The sequence below is a fragment of the Enterococcus sp. AZ163 genome (assembly GCF_050498925.1).
GTDB classification, from domain to species: Bacteria; Bacillota; Bacilli; order Lactobacillales; family Enterococcaceae; genus Enterococcus_A; species Enterococcus_A ferrettii.
In genome coordinates this window covers 2,842,640-2,859,122 of the sequence record NZ_JBIPAO010000001.1, presented here as the reverse complement: position 1 = coordinate 2,859,122, position 16,483 = coordinate 2,842,640, and the positions used below count along the sequence as shown (strand labels likewise).

The window sequence follows — 16,483 nt, the reverse complement described above, 5'->3', positions numbered from 1 at the left end:
ATATTTTTTTATGATTAGAACCTTCTAGGATAGTAAAACAGTTCAAGAAGTAAATCGTTCTTTGTGTAATGCATTCGCATCATTTCTGATACGTATATTGAGATACTTGAGTGACTCTTAAATCTCATGCTAGCTCAGATGAATTATTGAAAGCTCATAGGATCCAGAGTGAACGTTGGAACTAAAACGTATATATGTATAGCTGCTTACTTGCGTTTGAATAAAGAGTAGGCTGATCATTTAGCTCGATAATGTTCCAGTGCTAGTTAATAGTCGTATGAGTAAGCTAATCTTCGATAAAACGCTTTCTCAAAAATTTTACCTCCTCAAACAAATTAAAACATACTCCAATCTGTTTCAGATTCTTTCGTAATCCTTGAGATAACAGGAAGTGTACAGCGCTTTTCTTGTTATCTTTTTATTTTATAGGTATAATTCTAAGAAGAAGATCGGAATTCTGTGGATTTTCGCAGAATTATGAAGAATGGGGATTTATCTATGAGATTAATTGAACAAATTATTTTAGCAATTATTGTGGTTAATACGATTATTGCAATAATAACGGTATTTCGTAAACAACGAAGCATCACAACCATCTTAGCATGGCTGCTGACGCTAATTTTTTTGCCTGTCGTAGGTTTTATTCTTTACGCCTTCAGCGGCCGAGGGATCGATGGAGAAACGGTCTATCGTTTTGAACAAGAGGACCATCGTCGGATTAAGGAAATTGCTGATATCATTGCGATAGACAATCAGGATGTTCGTCATAATGAACCTAGCAACTTATATCCGACAGCAGAAGCACTGTCTCATTATTTTGATCGACGGGATGAGTCGCCAATTGCAGTTAGAAATGAAATTGAATTCTTTTTAGATGGTAACGAGAAATTTGAGCATTTATTTGAAGATTTGCGAAACGCAAAAAACAATATTCATGTAGAATACTATGCCTTCTTTAACGACCGAATCGGCAATCGCTTTTTACGAATCTTGGAAGATAAAGCGGATCAAGGAGTTGAGGTTCGGTTAATTTACGATCCATGGGGGTCTCCAAAGGCCAACAAGAAATTTTTCGCCACTTTAAGAGAAAAAGGTGGTCGAGTAACACCGTTTATTACTTCTAAAAATATTATTGCTAAAACACGTTTAAATTATCACTTGCACCGCAAACTTGTGATTATCGATGGACAAATCGGTTGGACTGGTGGATTTAACGTGGGTGACCAATACCTAGGTGAGTCAGAACGATTTGGTAACTGGCGGGATACTCACGGTCGCGTAGTTGGAACCGCCAGCTTTACGATGCAAGAAATCTTCTTGAGAGACTGGAATGCTTCCGTTTCTAAAAAAGAAGATCGGATGGCTTACTTACCAGAATACTTCGTCTTACCGGATAAGGAAATCAAGAAGGGCGTTCCGATGCAAATTGTTGCGGATGGCCCAGAATCAGAGGAGCTGATTATTCGCGATGGCTTCATACGAATGATTCTAGCAGCGGAAGAGAGTGTTTGGATCCAATCGCCATATTTAGTGCCAGATGAATCGATGCTATCAGCACTATTAATTGCGGCTCGTTCAGGAATTGATGTGCGAATTATGGTTCCGATTATGCCAGACCATCCATTTATCTACCGTGCAACTCAGTATTATGCCAATTATTTGCATGAACGAGGCATTAAAATTTATCATTACAATAACGGCTTTATCCATGCGAAGACGGTGGTAGTTGATCACGAGCTAGCCAGCTTTGGCTCAACCAACCAAGATATCCGCAGCTACGAATTGAACTTCGAAGTCAGTGCTTTTATTTATGATCCAGTGATTGCCCAACAATTCCGAGATATTTTCGAAAAAGATATGGAAGAATCAATTCTGTTAACGGATAAAATGATTGCTGACCAATCCTTCTGGTTGAACTTTAAACAAAAATTTTCGCGTCTGTTGTCACCGGTGCTATAGCTTCAAGCTTTTTTGTAACCCTTGACGAGCGAGATGATCAGCCCCTTTATTCTTACTTTCCGGAATCCATTGCAGGACTAGTAAAGTGAATTGAGGGGCTAATTCGTTAAACTCCATTAAATATGGAAGAAAACGGTTGTTTTTTGTCCGACCTTGGTCTAATATTTTTATAGCCGTCTTACTATCTGAATACAAAAGTACATTTTGATCAGTCAAATGTTGATCTAGCAAATACCGTATAGCATAGAGAAGTGCAGCAAGCTCAGCAGTATGGTTATCTTCCTCTTCAAGAGGAATCGCCAGTTGTGTTTGTTGTGTATCATCAACGATTAGAATGCCGCCGCCGCTTTTTTTTTCTTGGGCGTTCGTTGCGGCGTCTGTAAATACTTTTATCATATCAACCATCCTTTTATTAGTTAGGAGTAAATGCATGAAGAGCAAGCGTTATTTCTGGCAGCCCGAGCTGTCACTTGCCATCATCTATTGGTCAGTTACCTTCATTATCCTGTTTTATGGATTAATCGTGACACTGGAAAACACGCGACCGTTCTTGAAAGGCAATTTGATTATTGGTTTGTTTTTCATCTTTTTGATTATCGGTTTACACCGCTACTTAACAATCAATGAAAAGGGATTAACCATTCACTATTCACTGTTTTGGCGTAAGAAATTCCTGCCTACATCCCATATTGAAGAAATCTGCAACCGCAAAGATGGCATTATCATTCAACAAAAGGGCTTAGGTGATTATCGGCTGTCTATGTCAAAAAAGCAGCGACAACGTTTTTTTGAAAACTTAGCTGCGCATTTTCCTGAAATCAAAGTAAAAGAAGAAAACGTAAAGATTAGTCATGACTAATCTTTACGTTTTTTAACTGTATAACTAAATTAGTTTTGCATTTCTTTTTTCACATGCGCTGCTTGCTCGCCGCGAGCGCCTTCAACAATCACAAATTCTACTACTTCACCTGACCTCAATGATTTGAAGCCATCCTCTTCAATAGCTGTAAAATGGACAAAAACTTCCTGATCTTCATCATAAGTGATGAAACCATAACCTTTTGCTTCATCAAACCACTTAACAATCCCCGTTTGCATACAGCCACACTCCTTATCAGTAGTGATTCCATTATAATCGAAAGGGTAGAAAAAAGCGAATATACACACGACTTTTCCTAATAAAAGTGAAGTCGTTACTAGTAAACCGAGGCGAATCTAGGAGAATCCGAACGCTTTTGCCTATGAAGGAAATTTACTAATGGTATTTAGTGTTTTTCTCAAATAAATTCGTTATAATGTGAATGAACGAATAAAAAAGAGACCAGAATGATTATCGTTCGGGAAAGGAAGGCTTATGAAAACAGATATCGAAATTTCTCAAGCAACAGAATTAGCCCCTATCACGCAAATTGCGGAAAAATTAAACCTTACAGCGGAGGATCTTGAACTATTTGGCAACTACAAAGCTAAAATTGATTTTTCTGCTTTGAATCGTATCCATCAACAGCCTGAAGGCAAACTAATTTTAGTAACCTCAATTAATCCAACACCAGCGGGTGAAGGCAAATCAACTGTTACGATTGGATTAGGGGATGCTCTAAACAAAATCGGTAAAAATACTGTGATTGCACTGAGAGAACCTTCGTTAGGTCCAGTTATGGGAATTAAGGGAGGCGCAACCGGTGGCGGTTATGCGCAAGTATTGCCGATGGAAGATATCAACCTTCACTTTACCGGCGATATGCACGCCATTACTACTGCCAATAATGCCTTATCTGCATTATTGGATAATCATCTTCACCAAGGCAACGAGCTTGGTATTGATCCTCGTCGGGTAATTTGGAAGCGCGTCGTGGATTTGAACGACCGTGAATTGCGTCATATTACAGTCGGTCTTGGCGGACCGATTAATGGTGTTCCTCGTGAGGATGGCTTTGATATTACTGTCGCCAGCGAGATTATGGCAGTTCTATGTTTATCTACAGATATCCAAGACTTGAAGAAACGGTTAAGCAATATTGTCGTGGCTTACACTTACGATCGTGAACCAATTACCGTTGGTGACCTGAAGATTGAAGGTGCACTTGCTTTGATCTTGAAGGATGCTATCAAGCCGAACCTGGTTCAAACGATTTATCAGACACCAGCTTTCGTGCATGGTGGACCATTTGCCAATATTGCTCATGGCTGTAACAGTATTCTTGCGACCAATACTGCTCTTCATTGCGGAGATTATACTGTGACTGAAGCTGGCTTTGGCGCTGATTTAGGTGGAGAAAAATTCTTAGATATTAAGGTTCCAAGCCTAGGTAAAGCACCCGACCTAGTAGTAATCGTTGCAACAATTCGAGCGTTAAAAATGCATGGCTGTGTAGCCAAATCTGATTTAAGTGCAGAAAATTTTGAAGCCCTAAAAATAGGCTTCAGTAATTTAGCAAAACATATTGCTAACATGAAGAAATACGGGCTGCCTGTAGTCGTAGCAATCAACGAATTTATCAGCGATACCGATAAAGAAATTGCTTTACTAAAAGAATTATGTGAAGCAGAAGATGTAAAGGTTGAACTAGCAAGCGTTTGGGAAAAAGGTCCAGAGGGTGGAATCGACTTAGCCAACACTGTTGTTCAAACAATTGAAGAAAGTGATGCAGCCTTCACTTCAATCTTCAGCCGTGAACACGACGACTTAGAAGAAAAGGTTGAAACCATCGTCAAAGAAATTTATGGTGGTTCAGAGGTAAGCTATAGCAAAAAAGCTAAACAGCAGTTGGCAACCTTTAAAAAATATGGCTGGGATCGACTGCCAGTATGTATGGCAAAAACGCAATATTCATTGTCTGATGATCCAGCTAAGCTAGGGGCACCAAGCAATTTCACAGTAACAATCCGTGAATTTGTTCCTAAGATCGGTGCTGGCTTCATTGTTGCCCTGACTGGTGATGTAATGACGATGCCTGGTCTACCGAAGAAACCAGCAGCCTTAAATATGGATGTTGATGAAAATGGTACGGCGATCGGATTATTTTAAGCAATAGATTACTTTAAATAAAATCAATAAAAGATGATGTATAGCTGCCCTAGTAGTTAAGGTTGGCTATACACCATCTTTTTTAGTAGTTTTTCTTTTCGACTAAGGTATTCACTTTGTCTAATATGGTTGTATATTTTTCGTAATCACTTAACAGAATGCCCATATACAACATATCAACTAAAGAGAGTAGGGACATTCTGGAAACCATTGTTTCACTATAGAATGTTGTTTCATGATCACCAGTTAATAGATCAATATCTGAATACTTAGAGATATGCGAAGCCTTATAGTTTGTTAGGGCAATCGTCGTTGCACCAGCTTCCTTGGCAATTTTCAAACTGTCAACCGCATCAATCGTGCTGCCAGAGTGGGAAATTGCAATTGCGACATCCTCTTTTCCTAACGATACAAGGCTCAATTGTTCTAAGTGGTTGTCAGCAAAATAGCGTGCATTCAACCCAATACGAATCAACCGACTGACGAAGTCTAAAGCAATACTGCCGGAAGTTCCTACCCCAAAAACCTCAATTCGATTGGCTTTAGAAATACTATGAACAGCTTTCTCATAGGCTTCATAATCAAAAATTTTCATGGTATCCTCTAGCCCCTTCATAGAAGAACTAATAATTTTTTGAGGAATACTTTCCAACTTATCCTCTGGTGAAATATTCAGATCAACAAACTTATCAGATTGAGGAAGAGAGCTTTCTTTTCCCCAATCTCGTAATACGTGAGATTTAAAATCGCTAAAACCTTTATACCCCAAAGCTTTAGTAAAGCGGACGACCGAAGGATCACTGACTCCGGTAGCTTTGGCAAGTTCAGCTAAAGCCATTTCAGAGACTTTATAGCCAGTTTCTAAAACATAATCTGCTATTTTCTTTTCAGATTTGCTGAGAGAATTGTAGTTCAATTTGATCGTTTCTGAGTATAATTGGTTTTCATTCATAGATTCAACCAGACCTTTTTAGTAGTTTTACTACATGATAATGTATTTCTATAGAGACGTCAAACCTTGTTTAATAAATGCATGTGTATGGTAGAAAGTGTGAATTTTTTTTTGTTGAGAATGCTTTGTAAAGTTAGAAGACTGAACAGTTGAAATAGATTCAGCATCATAGAGTAAGGTTTAGTTTACCTACTTAATTGGAAAGATAGAAAGTTGATTAAAACTATGACCTTTACAAAATTCAAGCTAGAATAGACAAAGCGAATCGTGATAAGTACTTTTACTACATTTTTCTCTTTACAAAAGAATAAAAAAGATTTATAGTTGGATTGTAGTAAAAATACAATTGGTTAAATCGAATAGGAGGTTTACTACTATGAAGGAGGCAACAGAAATGACAGTAGAAGAATTAGGAATGTATATTGACCAATCCGTATTGAAACCAGATTTTACAGAAGCGGAAATTCGTAAGTATATTCAAGAAGGCATTAATTACCATTGTGCGACAGTATGTATCAATCCTTCATCGTTAGATATTGCAGCAGAGATGACAAAGAATACCAAAACCAAAATCTGTGTGGTTTGTGATTTTCCATTTGGAACAAGTACAACTGCTTCAAAAGCGTTACAAGCGGAAGAGTATTGTAAACGTGGCGACATTTATGAATTGGATATCGTAGCTAATTTTGGATGGATCAGAAGCGGAAAATACGACGACGTTACTACTGATATTAAAGCTGTTGTGGATGTATGCCATAAGTATGGAACAGCCGTGAAAGTTATCTTTGAAACGGATACCTTGAATGAGGAACAAGTTCGTCAAGCCTGTGAATGTGCGATTACTGCAGGAGCAGATTTTGTAAAAACGAGTACTGGGTTTATTACTGGATACGAATCGAATGGCGCTACAAATGAAGTAATCAAGATCATGATGGACCAATGCAAAGGACGCATTAAAATAAAGGGCAGCGGAGGTATCCGTACTCGTGACCATTTCTTAGAATTGATCGATATGGGAATTGACCGTATGGGTGTAGGGTACAAATCAACACCAACTGTTTTAGGCTTAAAATAATCCTGCTGGTCCAAATTAAGTGAAAAACCAATATTTATATTAACAAATGAATATCACTAGTTAGACAACGATTTTTCTGTCATGTAAGGCTTCTTTCAAAAAAGTGATAGGAATGAACAAACCGTTTGTTCACGAAAATGCTCGAACTTTTCAGCCAATATGTCAACATGATGTGAGAGTAGATTATCTTAGCGGCTTCCAGTAATTCTGATTTACACCATCAATTGATTCCCTTGATTCAGATTGCAAGACTTATTATAATTATTTATTCCTTTGGTTATTTAAATTGATGATCGTTTAATGATTGTTAGTTTTGTTGTTATGAGTGATGGAAATATTAGGAAATTTTTTCCTGCTATAGTAAAATAGGAAGGTAAAACGATTTGATCGTTTATAAGCAGGGAGAGGGATAAATGTCGAAAAAAGGGGACAATATTTATTTAAGATCAGATGGCCGTTGGGAGGGACGTTTTCCAATCGGCAAAAGAAAAAATGGTGGAAAGAAATTTTTTTCTGTTTATGGTGAAACCAGAGAAGAAGCCAAAGCAAAAAAAGTAGAGATAAAGAAAGCCTATGAAAAAGAGTTTATAAAAAAACATCGTTTTGTGGGTGATTTACCTAATCGAAAGAATGCAACGACAAAGGTTTATACCTTCAGCGAATGGTGCATATATTTTCTAGAGGCCGATAAAGAAAGACGAGAAAGAAAAAAATGGACACATCAGAGATACAAAATGCTGATAGAGAACCACCTTGTTCCAGAATTTGGTAATCTGCCTATCACATTGATTACACCTGAGAGAGTCAATAAATTTATAAAGATGCTGATTGAGAGCTATGAAAAAGAAAAAGCCAAGGAGATCTTTTTACTATTTAACGGATTGATGTGGAAAGCAAAAAGAGCGAAATTCATACGGTATAATCCTTACTATTATGCTTGGCGACCAAATAAAGAGGAGTTCTTCGCACATTTTACAATAGCAAACTTGCTGGAAGAGTCTCCAGAGAGCGATGGGTTCCAGCTGAAAGCTGCTTTGTGCATCAATCAGGAAACAAAACTGCAAATGAGCAAGCTGCTATCGTTAGAATGGAAAGATATTGATTTTGAAAACCGATTAATTGAGCTAAATACTTCCTATCAGAATGTAGTCAGTGAGGTAGTCGAGCATACTAGCATTCGCAAACTACCGATACCAGAAATGACTTATCAAGTCTTACAGGAACTTAAGAAGAGCGCGAAGAATGAGCTTGTTTTTAGAAGAGATCGGATACTTTGGACTGAACCAAGGATAAGTGATACATATGTTGAACTAGGTTACAAGAAGGTGCTGCCTATGTGGCCGTTCTTAAATAATAAAAAAGGGAACGTTCCTAAATCTTACTAAATATCAAAGTACCCCTGCAAGTACAAAGCTATAATTGCAGGGGTACTTTTTTTGTATCAATACATGATGAGCCACCTAGTTTCACCTTAAAAATTCCGACGAAGCAAGCAACTCACCCAATACTCCACAAAACAATCACTTATAGATATTCATCGACAATAGTCCTGTTTTCAGGTCTCTTTTCAATCTCTAACTGTGCAATTTCATGAATGAACGAATCGAGTGTAATCTCACTCATTTCCTTTTCTATACTGCGCTGAAGCAGGGTATATTTTTCCGACAAGACTTCTTGAATATTGGCACCAACAATACAATTTGGATTCGTTTTTGGATCAACCTGGATTAAATTGGTGTTGCCTTCAATACTTTTATAGATAGCTAATAAACTTATTTCTTCAGGCGGTTTTGCCAAGGTAGGGGTTGGTTTCCCTGCTTGGGTAATAATCAAGTTTGATTTTCTCAGCTGACTCATAATTTTTCGGATATTTGCTGGATTCGTTTCAACACTTTTGGCAATCCTATCACTGGAAAGCCAGTCAGTATTCTTAAAAATTTCAATGTAAGCAAGGATATGTATCGCATCGCTCAGTTGGATTGAATATTTCATTTCTGTCGTTCCCTTCAAAATCTTCTTCTTGACATATCATATCATACTACTTATCATTAAACCTGTAAATTAAAAATATACAGCTAAAAGAAAAGGAGTGTGTGACATGAACTATTTAGTTACAGGTGCAACAGGTGGATTCGGTGGATATGCATTGGATTTTTTGAAGGAAATGGTCCCAATCTCTACTATCTATGCCCTTGTTCGCAGTGAAGAAAAGGGAATTGAACTAAAAGAAAAAGGATTCAACGTAAAAATCGGTGATTACGCGGATGCATCTTCAATGAAAGCGGCAGTACAGGGAATTGATCGCCTGCTATTTGTTTCAGGGGCCCCTGGCAATCGCCAAGTAGAACATCGTCATGTTGTAGAAGCAGCGAAAGAAGCGGGTGTTTCTTATATTGCGTATACTAGCTTTGCGGGAGCGGATAAGGCGACAAGTCCTCTTGCAGCCGATCATCTTTTTACTGAGAAGCTGATCGAAGAATCTGGGATTGCCCATACCTTCTTACGAAATAATTGGTACCTAGAAAATGAAATGCCTATCATTGGAGCCGCTCTTAATAGTGGGAAATTCATTTATGCGGCTGGTAACGGTAAAACCGGCTGGGCCTTAAAACGTGAATATGCTGAAGTAGCTGCTAAGGCCGTCTCAGGGACTGAATATCCTTCGACTCTTGAGTTATCAGGGACTCCAGTAACATATGAAGTGTTAGCCTCTGCTTTAAAAAAAGCTACTGGAAAAGAGCTGGATATAGTAGGAGCCGAAGATCGTGTCTTTGCAGAAAGCTTGGTTGCTAATGGAATGCCGCAGCCTGTCGCGGAAATGTTCTTGTCATTCCAACATGACATTAAAAATGATTCATTGGACGTTGTTTCTTCTGACTTTGAAAAGGCCTTAGGAAAACCTTTGACCAGCTTAGAAGAAGGTTTAAAAGAACTGTTAATCTAAGTCATTAATTGAATATTCTAGCTTCTGGAACGTTTTTGCTAAATAAAAGAAAAGAGGAAGTCAACTGAAGTATGCAATTACTGGAGCAACCGGGAATTTAGGTAGCCAAGTCGTAAAGGAATTCACCCGTTTTGTAGATAAGAAGGAACTGCTAGCTCTTGTACACACGCCATCAAAAGCTCAAAGCTTGATTGATCAAGGCATTTCAGTCAAGACTGGAGATTATTTAGATGTCGAAGGAATGACCAATTCCTTAGAAAATGTGGAGCTGTTGATCTACATTCCCAGCAAGACTTATGACGTTGTTCAGCGTGTAATCGAACTGGAAAATATACTTGAAGCGATGAAAAAAGCCCATGTCGAAAAGATTATTTTTGTCAGTTTCTTTGCTGATCAAGAAGCCAATCCATTTGTTATGTCTCCTTATTATGGATACGCACCAAGACGTTTAGCAGGTTCAGGACTGAATTATACAATTGTCAAAAATTCGTTGTATGCAGACCCGTTGATTCCTTATTTGCCAGAACTTATTGAACGAAAGAATATCATTTATCCAATTAAACAAGAAAAACTGTCGTTCATTACCTTGGAGGATAGTGCTGAAGCTTTAGTACAATTAGCTATCCAACCAGAATTGAGAGATAAAGGTCAAACTTATTTACTGAGTCAGGAAAAAAATTACTCGATGCAGGAACTTAGTTCACTAATGAGGGAAGTTACTGGCAAAGAGATTGGCTATCAGCCTGTTCATTTAGAAGAATTTGCAGAAATCTATCAAGGAGATGGTGATGGTAAAGAATTGGCATCAATGTACCAAGGCGGAGCGTTAGGGATGTTAAGTCAAGTTTCAACTGATTTTGAGGCAATCACTGGTCATGCACCTATGGCAATGAAGGATTTTTTACAAGAAAATTGGAAATGAGTAAACAGAAAAATTAAGTGACTTTCAGCTCCCTAAGATTTTAGACTGCATTTTTTATATGGAATCAGTAAATAGCGCGAACTTTTCTAAAAATCGTTGTTGACATAGTGTGCACTCTATACCCTATACTTGCTGTAAAGAGGTGAATGAGATGACCTATTCTATTAAAGAAGCAGCCGGAAAATTAAGCATTACCAAACACACATTGTATTATTATGAAAAGGCCGAATTATTACCACCTATTCAAAGGGATGAACGAGGCAATCGAGTGTATACAGACTCAGTTATATCCTGGATTTATCTAATCTGCTGCTTGAGAGACATCAATATGCCCATTCAGCTAATACGGTCCTATGTAAAACGGTTATTAGATAAAACGAGCACCTTAGAAAAGCGCAAAGAAATCCTGTTACTGTTTCAGCAAAAAATAGAAGCGGATATCCAGCACTACTTAACAATTCAACAATTGATTAAGAAAAAGTTAGCGTTTTATGATCAAGCAGAAAGCCCAGCTAATGAGGCTGAAAATTGTTACGATTATAAAAAAAGATTGGGAACATTTCAAGCTGATTTTGGAGGAGAGCCATGACTAAAACAGCATTGATTACAGGAACTACCAGTGGCATTGGCTGCGAATTGTGTCATCAATTTGCCAGCAATAAAACCAATCTTGTTCTCGTTTCCCGTTGTGAAGCCAAGCTTCTCAAACAAAAGCAACACTTGGAAAAGCGTTACGGCATTCAAGTTGAAATAATCTCTTGCGATTTGACTAAACTGGATGCCGCTGAGTCAATAATTCGACAGCTAAATGAGAAAAAGTTTCCCATTGATTATTTGGTCAATAACGCTGGATTTAATGAGGTAGGGAACTTTTTGCACACCGAGTTAGACAATGAACTAGATATGATTCAGCTGCACGTTACCTTTATAACTAAGCTCACGAAGTATTTACTACCTGGAATGATCGAACGTAATTATGGACGTATTTTGAACATTGCCTCGACAGGTTCATACATTCCCTGTCCTCATGATATTGTCTATACGGCGACTAAAGCTTATCAGCTTTCTTTCACTAAAGGATTAGCAGCAGAGTTGGAAAATACCGGAGTAACCATTACCGCCGTCTGTCCTGGAGCAAGCAAAACAAATTTTCCAAAAAGAGCAGGAATCGATCAAACCTTATTATTTAACTACTTTGTCATGCATCCGAAGCTGGTCGCCGCCAAAAGCTATCAAGCTCTAATGGCTGGTAAGAAGGTAAAAATTATTGGTTTATACAATAAGCTGCTCGTCTTTTCCGCTTGGATATTGCCCAAACGATTAATTAATCAACTTAGTCTAAAAATGATCGAATAATCTACCACTTCCAATGATTTAAACATTAGCAGAAAAATTTCACGAACCTATTAATGGTTGGTGGAATTTTTTATACTTGAATAATAAAAGATTAATGGTCTGTTTAAATAATTGTTCCAATAAAAACTGTAGTCCACAATTCAGTAAATTACTTACTTCTTTTCAACCTGAAGCATCATTTTATTTAGAAAGTGGTCGAAGTCAGCTGAGATTAGTTCATTCGCAATAAAATCAATATACAAATCACCTACGATTTTCCAGTTATTTGCAGCAGCATAAGCGACCATTTCTTTATAGGCTTGTTCCTGCTGTTTGTATCCGCGAATGTATTTTACAAGATAATTACCTTTTGACCGACAATCTTCAGATTCTGGAACTTTTGCATAAAAAGTAATTTTGGTAAAAGGTGGGGATTCAGACATATCAATATCTGAAACCATGAGACCCATGGGATAAGGAAAATCATACCCTTTAGAAAAACAATAACGGTAGAATTCAGTAATGGAGTCAGAGCTTCTAAAATTAGGGGCCTTATTTTTGACAGGGCTCAATAGCAGTGGCACTCTATCGTAAGCAATAATCGTAAGCTCTTTTGCATCGGGAATAATGTTTTGACTTAACGATTGTATTTGAAGATCAATCATTTGGTTTAAGTCATTGTAATAGTGTTGTTTTTCTGTCACCAGAAGTTTTTGTTCATTGAGTAAATCAATTATCTTTTTAGGTGATTTAGTTAGCATGTATTCTTTTATTTCTTTTAGAGACAAACCAATATCCTTCAAAAAGCGAATCATACTGGTCTGGTAAAGCTGATGATAATGATAATAACGATAGCCTTTTTCATTAACCTTTTGGGGTTTTAGCAGATCAATTTGATCATAATAAATTAGCGTTTTTCGTTGAACTCCTGATTTCAAAGCAAATGCACTAATTGATAAGTAGTCTAAGTCATCCATCTGATTATCTCCTATTAGTTTTAGTTGACTGTATAGTTACTATACATTATACACTATAGGTAGTAGGAAGGAGACGAGAAGGATGGAGAAAACAGAATTATCTTTTGAATTAGAAAAGGAAATTATTAATAGGCTAATTAATTTAGCCGAAACGAAGTATTCCTTGAAAGTGAATAGCTGTCTTCCTAGTATGCTTGGTCAGTTTCTGCATGAAGTTAATCAGAATAGACAAGTATTTATGAAATACCATCAAGATTACATAATAGTAATTCGTTCGTTATTTACGCAAGAATCTCTATTTGCAACTGAAGCAATCCAGCTTATTCAATCAATGAATGAGTTTTTTAAAGTAAAACATTATGAATTTATTCTTCTATCGGAAATTATGATTTGTTCAGGCTGGGATCTCAACATAACTAGGAATGAACAAGAAGAGTTCATTGAACTGCTTCTCTTTTTGCTAAAAAGTATTAGCTTTAACGCCGGAATACCTTTGGAATACTTACTTAAGCAAAAGGGTGGTTTGACCAATCATCTCAAGTTTTTAGCTTATCGAGTATTAAAGAAAGAAATCGAAAAAGAGACCTCAGATGATGCAATCTATTTTTATATCAAAGAAAACTATAATCAGTTATTCAGCTTTACAAATCGCATAAGAAGACACATTACTGAAAAATATGATGTCGATCTTTCAAATAATGAAGTTAGTTATTTGTCCTTACAGATTCAACGGACTCAATCAAGGTATGGGAAGCATGAAAAATTGTGAGTGTAGATCATGGGTTCGGACGATTCTACTTACTAAGTTCTCCTGATGTATCTAGATTAACGAGCCCTAAAGTAAATCTAAGTGCATATTTATTTAAAGGTTAAACCTTAGCATTTAAAGTAATGAACAATAGATTGCTGGTGTTCTCAAGCACTAATCACTATCCCATTTTAGCGAAGAGAAATTCTTCAGATGCTAATGAATCATTTGAAGGTTTTGAGAAAAGAGCCAAAGGAAATTGACCAATCAATTGATCAAGAATTTCTTGTTTTCTCTAAACAAATTAATCTATTGACTAAACGACTGAATGTTTCGCTAACAATTCTAGCTTCTATCATCACTGAGATTGAAGCAGTTAAATTCTTCTAAAAAATATTCTGTTGTCAATGAACAGATTCTTCAATTCAGCTTTTATTTATGTAGCAGAAAAATAGATCAGAGAAAATTAGTAACCCTCTACTCAGATAAGAGGTGCCGCGCGCTGGCACCTCAGTAGCACCATTTAAGACGGCGACTGTGGAAGTAGAATAGTAGAATCTATTTCTTGTTCTGTCGATCAATGGTAATGATCAAGGTCGCAAAGGCAATTGCCAGCGTCAACGCTTGAAACACAGTCATGGCGGAGAATCCTTTCCTAGGGTAAGCATCCAAGCATCCCTCCTTTATAGAGTTCAGCCACCGCCAGAAACACTGCTCAATCAATCATCACCACCTTTGTGACAGATAAGGGCAGGGTAGAAAGTCAGTTTAGCGTTTCTTCTTCGTCCCTTTTTTCTTCTTCTTGGCTTCATGAAAGGCTCGGACTCGGTCTACCTGAGCCTTTCGCGGATTGATCGGTTTGACAGGGGCTTCAGGTTCGTGTGATTCAGTCGCTTCAAGCAGTTGTTTGGCTGAATCATTTGAAAGATTCTTAGGTTTTATTTCTTCAGGGACAGGTACTAGTGGAATAGAAGTTTTTGCTGGAACAGCAGCTGGAGCGGTTCTCTTCATACCAGCAGCTTCTACTGCTTTCACTGAAACAGGAGCTACTAGCCCTAGTTCAGCTGGTGCAGTCGGTGTTTTTGCAGCCTTTTCTTCTTCTACAACGATGGCTGCTTTCTCATTATTAGTAACTTCTTCAGAGACTTGGGATACTTCTTCGGTCACAAATTGCGGCGCAAATACATTATCAGGATCCGCTACATACGCCTGCGGTGCTGGCTTTGATAAATCAAAGAGCGGTGTTTCAATCGTCTCCACGAATTTAGCAGAAACCACCTTTTGGAATTGCTTCACATTGTCTTTCTCAAATAATTTCAATGTGGTTAAAGTTTCTAAGGATGTACGAATTTCTTCCGGCGTCAGATTTGGATTAGGTTCATTGTAAGACCAACGGTGTCTTTTTCCCATTTCGTCTTCAAATGAAGCATTTAGTTTTAACATATAGGTCTCTCCTCTTTTTTGGTTTTAGTTGATTTGTATTCAGGAACTTTCTGCTGCAGACAGATCAGCTCCAAGGGTAGTGGCTTCAGTGACTTCAAATAATTCAGTAGTGACAGGTTCAGCTGGAAAACATCGCGCAGTCAGCTTTTGCCACTCATCTTTGGTAAAATAGTCCGCAAAGAAAAAGAAGTAACGGCGAAGGGCACGGTTAACGGTTGCTTTGGCAAATAAATGCCGTACCAATCCCTTCATAAATAAGTGAAAGCCTGTGTCGCCTAGCTGGTAACGAACCTTAGCGGCTAGTAAAACTTGGATAGTGACAGTACTGTCCTGTGTTTCTTGATAGAAGTTCAGAATTTCTTCTTCTAATTTTCCTTGTTTTGAATGAAACAGCTGATGAGTGGTAAAAGGCTGTTCTGACATCGATTATTTCCTCCTTTAGCACCCGCAGGACTCAGACTGCGGGGCTATTTTTAATGTTTTTAGTGATGACTTCGAAAATTTCTAAGCGAACGAAGCTTTTATAATAAGTGACTAAAAGATCGTTGTTTCTTTGGTAGTAATAAATTCAGCACTTTGGATCGCCGCAAACTGACGAATGCCATGCTTTTGAAACAGATTTAGTTGAGTCATTCTCTCAAGTGTTTCCTTCATTTCTTCTGCTGTTTTACTCGTATTGGGTGTTTCATAAGACCAAGTTTGTTTCTTTCCGTCTTCTGTTTGAAATCTAGCGACTAGTTTAGTTGTAGGCATAGTTGACCTCCTTTATTTAGTAACTCGTGTTTGGTTTGTTACAATCACGCTGTCCAACGAGCTGCCGTCAGGTGCTAGGTCAGCCATTATTTCCCCTAATGCTACGATGTCGGCTTCCGCTGGATTGTTGATGATATTACTGAAATTGACTTTCTTTTGTTTGTCTTCGCCATTCTGTTCAATTTGGACCTGCAATTTTGTTCCTAGTAGTTGAATCATTTTTTTCATTCCTCCAATGGTGTTGTTTTATTTTTCGTTTTTGTGTCCCGGCCGGTGACTAAACAATAAATAATTTTCCAAAAAAAAGCTATAGGGACCCCAGAGAATAATTTGGGCTTACAGGCCCA

At 37.7% G+C, this 16,483-nt stretch carries 21 protein-coding genes; 11 read left to right on the top strand and 10 right to left on the bottom strand.

All coding sequences use genetic code 11. The features are described from left to right. Nucleotides 1-498 precede the first annotated feature (498 nt). Entirely contained in the window at nt 499-1,959 is a 1,461-nt protein-coding gene (cls, locus tag IGI46_RS13675) for a cardiolipin synthase (RefSeq protein WP_429973615.1), read from the top strand. Here cls and IGI46_RS13670 read toward each other — a convergent pair. Next, nucleotides 1,954-2,355 (bottom strand): ribonuclease HI family protein, encoded by a 402-nt coding sequence (locus IGI46_RS13670; RefSeq protein WP_429973614.1) that lies wholly within the window; start codon nt 2,353-2,355, stop codon nt 1,954-1,956. The genes cls and IGI46_RS13670 overlap by 6 nt on opposite strands. A gap of 34 nt (nt 2,356-2,389) precedes the next feature. On the opposite strand from IGI46_RS13670, the gene IGI46_RS13665 reads away from it, so the two are divergent. Beyond that, complete coding sequence (locus IGI46_RS13665; RefSeq protein WP_429963637.1) at nt 2,390-2,818, top strand: EbsA family protein; 429 nt, start codon at nt 2,390-2,392, stop codon at nt 2,816-2,818. A 29-nt stretch (nt 2,819-2,847) separates the two neighbouring features. Here IGI46_RS13665 and IGI46_RS13660 read toward each other — a convergent pair whose 3' ends face one another. Beyond that, nucleotides 2,848-3,057, bottom strand: a complete 210-nt coding sequence (locus tag IGI46_RS13660) for a cold-shock protein (protein ID WP_207703082.1) — start codon at nt 3,055-3,057, stop codon at nt 2,848-2,850. A gap of 256 nt (nt 3,058-3,313) precedes the next feature. On the opposite strand from IGI46_RS13660, the gene IGI46_RS13655 reads away from it, so the two are divergent. Continuing rightward, nucleotides 3,314-4,987, top strand: coding sequence for a formate--tetrahydrofolate ligase (locus tag IGI46_RS13655; protein ID WP_429973613.1), 1,674 nt, complete (start codon nt 3,314-3,316; stop codon nt 4,985-4,987). 82 nt (nt 4,988-5,069) lie between these two features. Here IGI46_RS13655 and IGI46_RS13650 read toward each other — a convergent pair whose 3' ends face one another. Then, nucleotides 5,070-5,939 carry a MurR/RpiR family transcriptional regulator gene (locus IGI46_RS13650; RefSeq protein WP_429973612.1) on the bottom strand — a complete coding sequence of 290 codons (870 nt, stop codon included), beginning with the start codon at nt 5,937-5,939 and terminating at the stop codon, nt 5,070-5,072. A 376-nt stretch (nt 5,940-6,315) separates the two neighbouring features. On the opposite strand from IGI46_RS13650, the gene deoC reads away from it, so the two are divergent. Next, entirely contained in the window at nt 6,316-7,014 is a 699-nt protein-coding gene (deoC, locus tag IGI46_RS13645; protein WP_429973611.1) for a deoxyribose-phosphate aldolase, read from the top strand. A gap of 413 nt (nt 7,015-7,427) precedes the next feature. Continuing rightward, entirely contained in the window at nt 7,428-8,399 is a 972-nt protein-coding gene (locus IGI46_RS13640; protein ID WP_429973610.1) for a tyrosine-type recombinase/integrase, read from the top strand. Nucleotides 8,400-8,538: 139 nt separating this feature from the next. On the opposite strand, the gene IGI46_RS13635 is transcribed toward IGI46_RS13640, so the two are convergent. Then, on the bottom strand, nt 8,539-9,006 hold the full coding sequence (locus IGI46_RS13635) for an Rrf2 family transcriptional regulator (RefSeq protein ID WP_429973609.1): 468 nt from the start codon (nt 9,004-9,006) through the stop codon (nt 8,539-8,541). Between the two features lie 106 nt (nt 9,007-9,112). On the opposite strand from IGI46_RS13635, the gene IGI46_RS13630 reads away from it, so the two are divergent. The 4 genes from IGI46_RS13630 (at nt 9,113) to IGI46_RS13615 (ending at nt 12,236) form a co-directional block, all read left to right on the top strand. Further along, nucleotides 9,113-9,958 (top strand): SDR family oxidoreductase, encoded by an 846-nt coding sequence (locus IGI46_RS13630; protein ID WP_429973608.1) that lies wholly within the window; start codon nt 9,113-9,115, stop codon nt 9,956-9,958. A gap of 64 nt (nt 9,959-10,022) precedes the next feature. Further along, nucleotides 10,023-10,880 (top strand): NAD(P)H-binding protein, encoded by an 858-nt coding sequence (locus tag IGI46_RS13625; RefSeq protein WP_429973972.1) that lies wholly within the window; start codon nt 10,023-10,025, stop codon nt 10,878-10,880. 151 nt (nt 10,881-11,031) lie between these two features. Continuing rightward, complete coding sequence (locus tag IGI46_RS13620; RefSeq protein WP_429963630.1) at nt 11,032-11,469, top strand: MerR family transcriptional regulator; 438 nt, start codon at nt 11,032-11,034, stop codon at nt 11,467-11,469. Next, entirely contained in the window at nt 11,466-12,236 is a 771-nt protein-coding gene (locus IGI46_RS13615) for an SDR family NAD(P)-dependent oxidoreductase (RefSeq protein ID WP_429963629.1), read from the top strand. Before IGI46_RS13620 ends, IGI46_RS13615 begins: the two co-directional genes overlap by 4 nt. Before the next feature lie 152 nt (nt 12,237-12,388). Here IGI46_RS13615 and IGI46_RS13610 read toward each other — a convergent pair whose 3' ends face one another. Then, nucleotides 12,389-13,192: a MerR family transcriptional regulator gene (locus IGI46_RS13610; RefSeq protein ID WP_429973607.1), complete on the bottom strand. Its 804-nt coding sequence runs from the start codon at nt 13,190-13,192 to the stop codon at nt 12,389-12,391. A gap of 82 nt (nt 13,193-13,274) precedes the next feature. On the opposite strand from IGI46_RS13610, the gene IGI46_RS13605 reads away from it, so the two are divergent. Both IGI46_RS13605 and IGI46_RS13600 read left to right on the top strand, forming a co-directional pair. Further along, nucleotides 13,275-13,961, top strand: a complete 687-nt coding sequence (locus tag IGI46_RS13605) for a PRD domain-containing protein (protein WP_429973606.1) — start codon at nt 13,275-13,277, stop codon at nt 13,959-13,961. 198 nt (nt 13,962-14,159) lie between these two features. Then, a complete protein-coding gene (locus IGI46_RS13600; RefSeq protein WP_429973605.1) occupies nt 14,160-14,330 on the top strand; it encodes a hypothetical protein in 171 nt (56 codons plus the stop codon). A gap of 168 nt (nt 14,331-14,498) precedes the next feature. Here the strand turns inward: IGI46_RS13600 and IGI46_RS13595 are convergent, their stop codons facing one another. The 5 genes from IGI46_RS13595 to IGI46_RS13575 form a co-directional block, all read right to left on the bottom strand. After that, nucleotides 14,499-14,612, bottom strand: coding sequence for a putative holin-like toxin (locus IGI46_RS13595; RefSeq protein ID WP_347298847.1), 114 nt, complete (start codon nt 14,610-14,612; stop codon nt 14,499-14,501). A gap of 96 nt (nt 14,613-14,708) precedes the next feature. Further along, complete coding sequence (locus IGI46_RS13590; RefSeq protein WP_429973604.1) at nt 14,709-15,383, bottom strand: DUF2922 domain-containing protein; 675 nt, start codon at nt 15,381-15,383, stop codon at nt 14,709-14,711. A 39-nt stretch (nt 15,384-15,422) separates the two neighbouring features. Continuing rightward, a complete protein-coding gene (locus tag IGI46_RS13585) occupies nt 15,423-15,806 on the bottom strand; it encodes a hypothetical protein (RefSeq protein ID WP_429973603.1) in 384 nt (127 codons plus the stop codon). A 111-nt stretch (nt 15,807-15,917) separates the two neighbouring features. Further along, the gene (locus tag IGI46_RS13580; RefSeq protein WP_429965670.1) at nt 15,918-16,136 is read right to left on the bottom strand and encodes a DUF2922 family protein; all 219 of its coding nucleotides are present in this window, start codon (nt 16,134-16,136) and stop codon (nt 15,918-15,920) included. Between the two features lie 12 nt (nt 16,137-16,148). Next, entirely contained in the window at nt 16,149-16,355 is a 207-nt protein-coding gene (locus tag IGI46_RS13575) for a hypothetical protein (protein ID WP_429973602.1), read from the bottom strand. Between the last annotated feature and the right edge of the window lie 128 nt (nt 16,356-16,483).

Excerpts from the sequence above, each read along its gene's own strand:
- cls (WP_429973615.1), top strand. The coding sequence starts at position 499 with ATGAGATTAATTGAACAAATTATTTTAGCAATTATTGTGGTTAATACG.
- IGI46_RS13670 (WP_429973614.1), bottom strand. The coding sequence starts at position 2,355 with ATGATAAAAGTATTTACAGACGCCGCAACGAACGCCCAAGAAAAAAAA.
- IGI46_RS13665 (WP_429963637.1), top strand. The coding sequence starts at position 2,390 with ATGAAGAGCAAGCGTTATTTCTGGCAGCCCGAGCTGTCACTTGCCATC.
- IGI46_RS13660 (WP_207703082.1), bottom strand. The coding sequence starts at position 3,057 with ATGCAAACGGGGATTGTTAAGTGGTTTGATGAAGCAAAAGGTTATGGT.
- IGI46_RS13655 (WP_429973613.1), top strand. The coding sequence starts at position 3,314 with ATGAAAACAGATATCGAAATTTCTCAAGCAACAGAATTAGCCCCTATC.
- IGI46_RS13650 (WP_429973612.1), bottom strand. The coding sequence starts at position 5,939 with ATGAATGAAAACCAATTATACTCAGAAACGATCAAATTGAACTACAAT.
- deoC (WP_429973611.1), top strand. The coding sequence starts at position 6,316 with ATGAAGGAGGCAACAGAAATGACAGTAGAAGAATTAGGAATGTATATT.
- IGI46_RS13640 (WP_429973610.1), top strand. The coding sequence starts at position 7,428 with ATGTCGAAAAAAGGGGACAATATTTATTTAAGATCAGATGGCCGTTGG.
- IGI46_RS13635 (WP_429973609.1), bottom strand. The coding sequence starts at position 9,006 with ATGAAATATTCAATCCAACTGAGCGATGCGATACATATCCTTGCTTAC.
- IGI46_RS13630 (WP_429973608.1), top strand. The coding sequence starts at position 9,113 with ATGAACTATTTAGTTACAGGTGCAACAGGTGGATTCGGTGGATATGCA.
- IGI46_RS13620 (WP_429963630.1), top strand. The coding sequence starts at position 11,032 with ATGACCTATTCTATTAAAGAAGCAGCCGGAAAATTAAGCATTACCAAA.
- IGI46_RS13615 (WP_429963629.1), top strand. The coding sequence starts at position 11,466 with ATGACTAAAACAGCATTGATTACAGGAACTACCAGTGGCATTGGCTGC.
- IGI46_RS13610 (WP_429973607.1), bottom strand. The coding sequence starts at position 13,192 with ATGGATGACTTAGACTACTTATCAATTAGTGCATTTGCTTTGAAATCA.
- IGI46_RS13605 (WP_429973606.1), top strand. The coding sequence starts at position 13,275 with ATGGAGAAAACAGAATTATCTTTTGAATTAGAAAAGGAAATTATTAAT.
- IGI46_RS13600 (WP_429973605.1), top strand. The coding sequence starts at position 14,160 with ATGAATCATTTGAAGGTTTTGAGAAAAGAGCCAAAGGAAATTGACCAA.
- IGI46_RS13590 (WP_429973604.1), bottom strand. The coding sequence starts at position 15,383 with ATGTTAAAACTAAATGCTTCATTTGAAGACGAAATGGGAAAAAGACAC.
- IGI46_RS13585 (WP_429973603.1), bottom strand. The coding sequence starts at position 15,806 with ATGTCAGAACAGCCTTTTACCACTCATCAGCTGTTTCATTCAAAACAA.
- IGI46_RS13580 (WP_429965670.1), bottom strand. The coding sequence starts at position 16,136 with ATGCCTACAACTAAACTAGTCGCTAGATTTCAAACAGAAGACGGAAAG.
- IGI46_RS13575 (WP_429973602.1), bottom strand. The coding sequence starts at position 16,355 with ATGATTCAACTACTAGGAACAAAATTGCAGGTCCAAATTGAACAGAAT.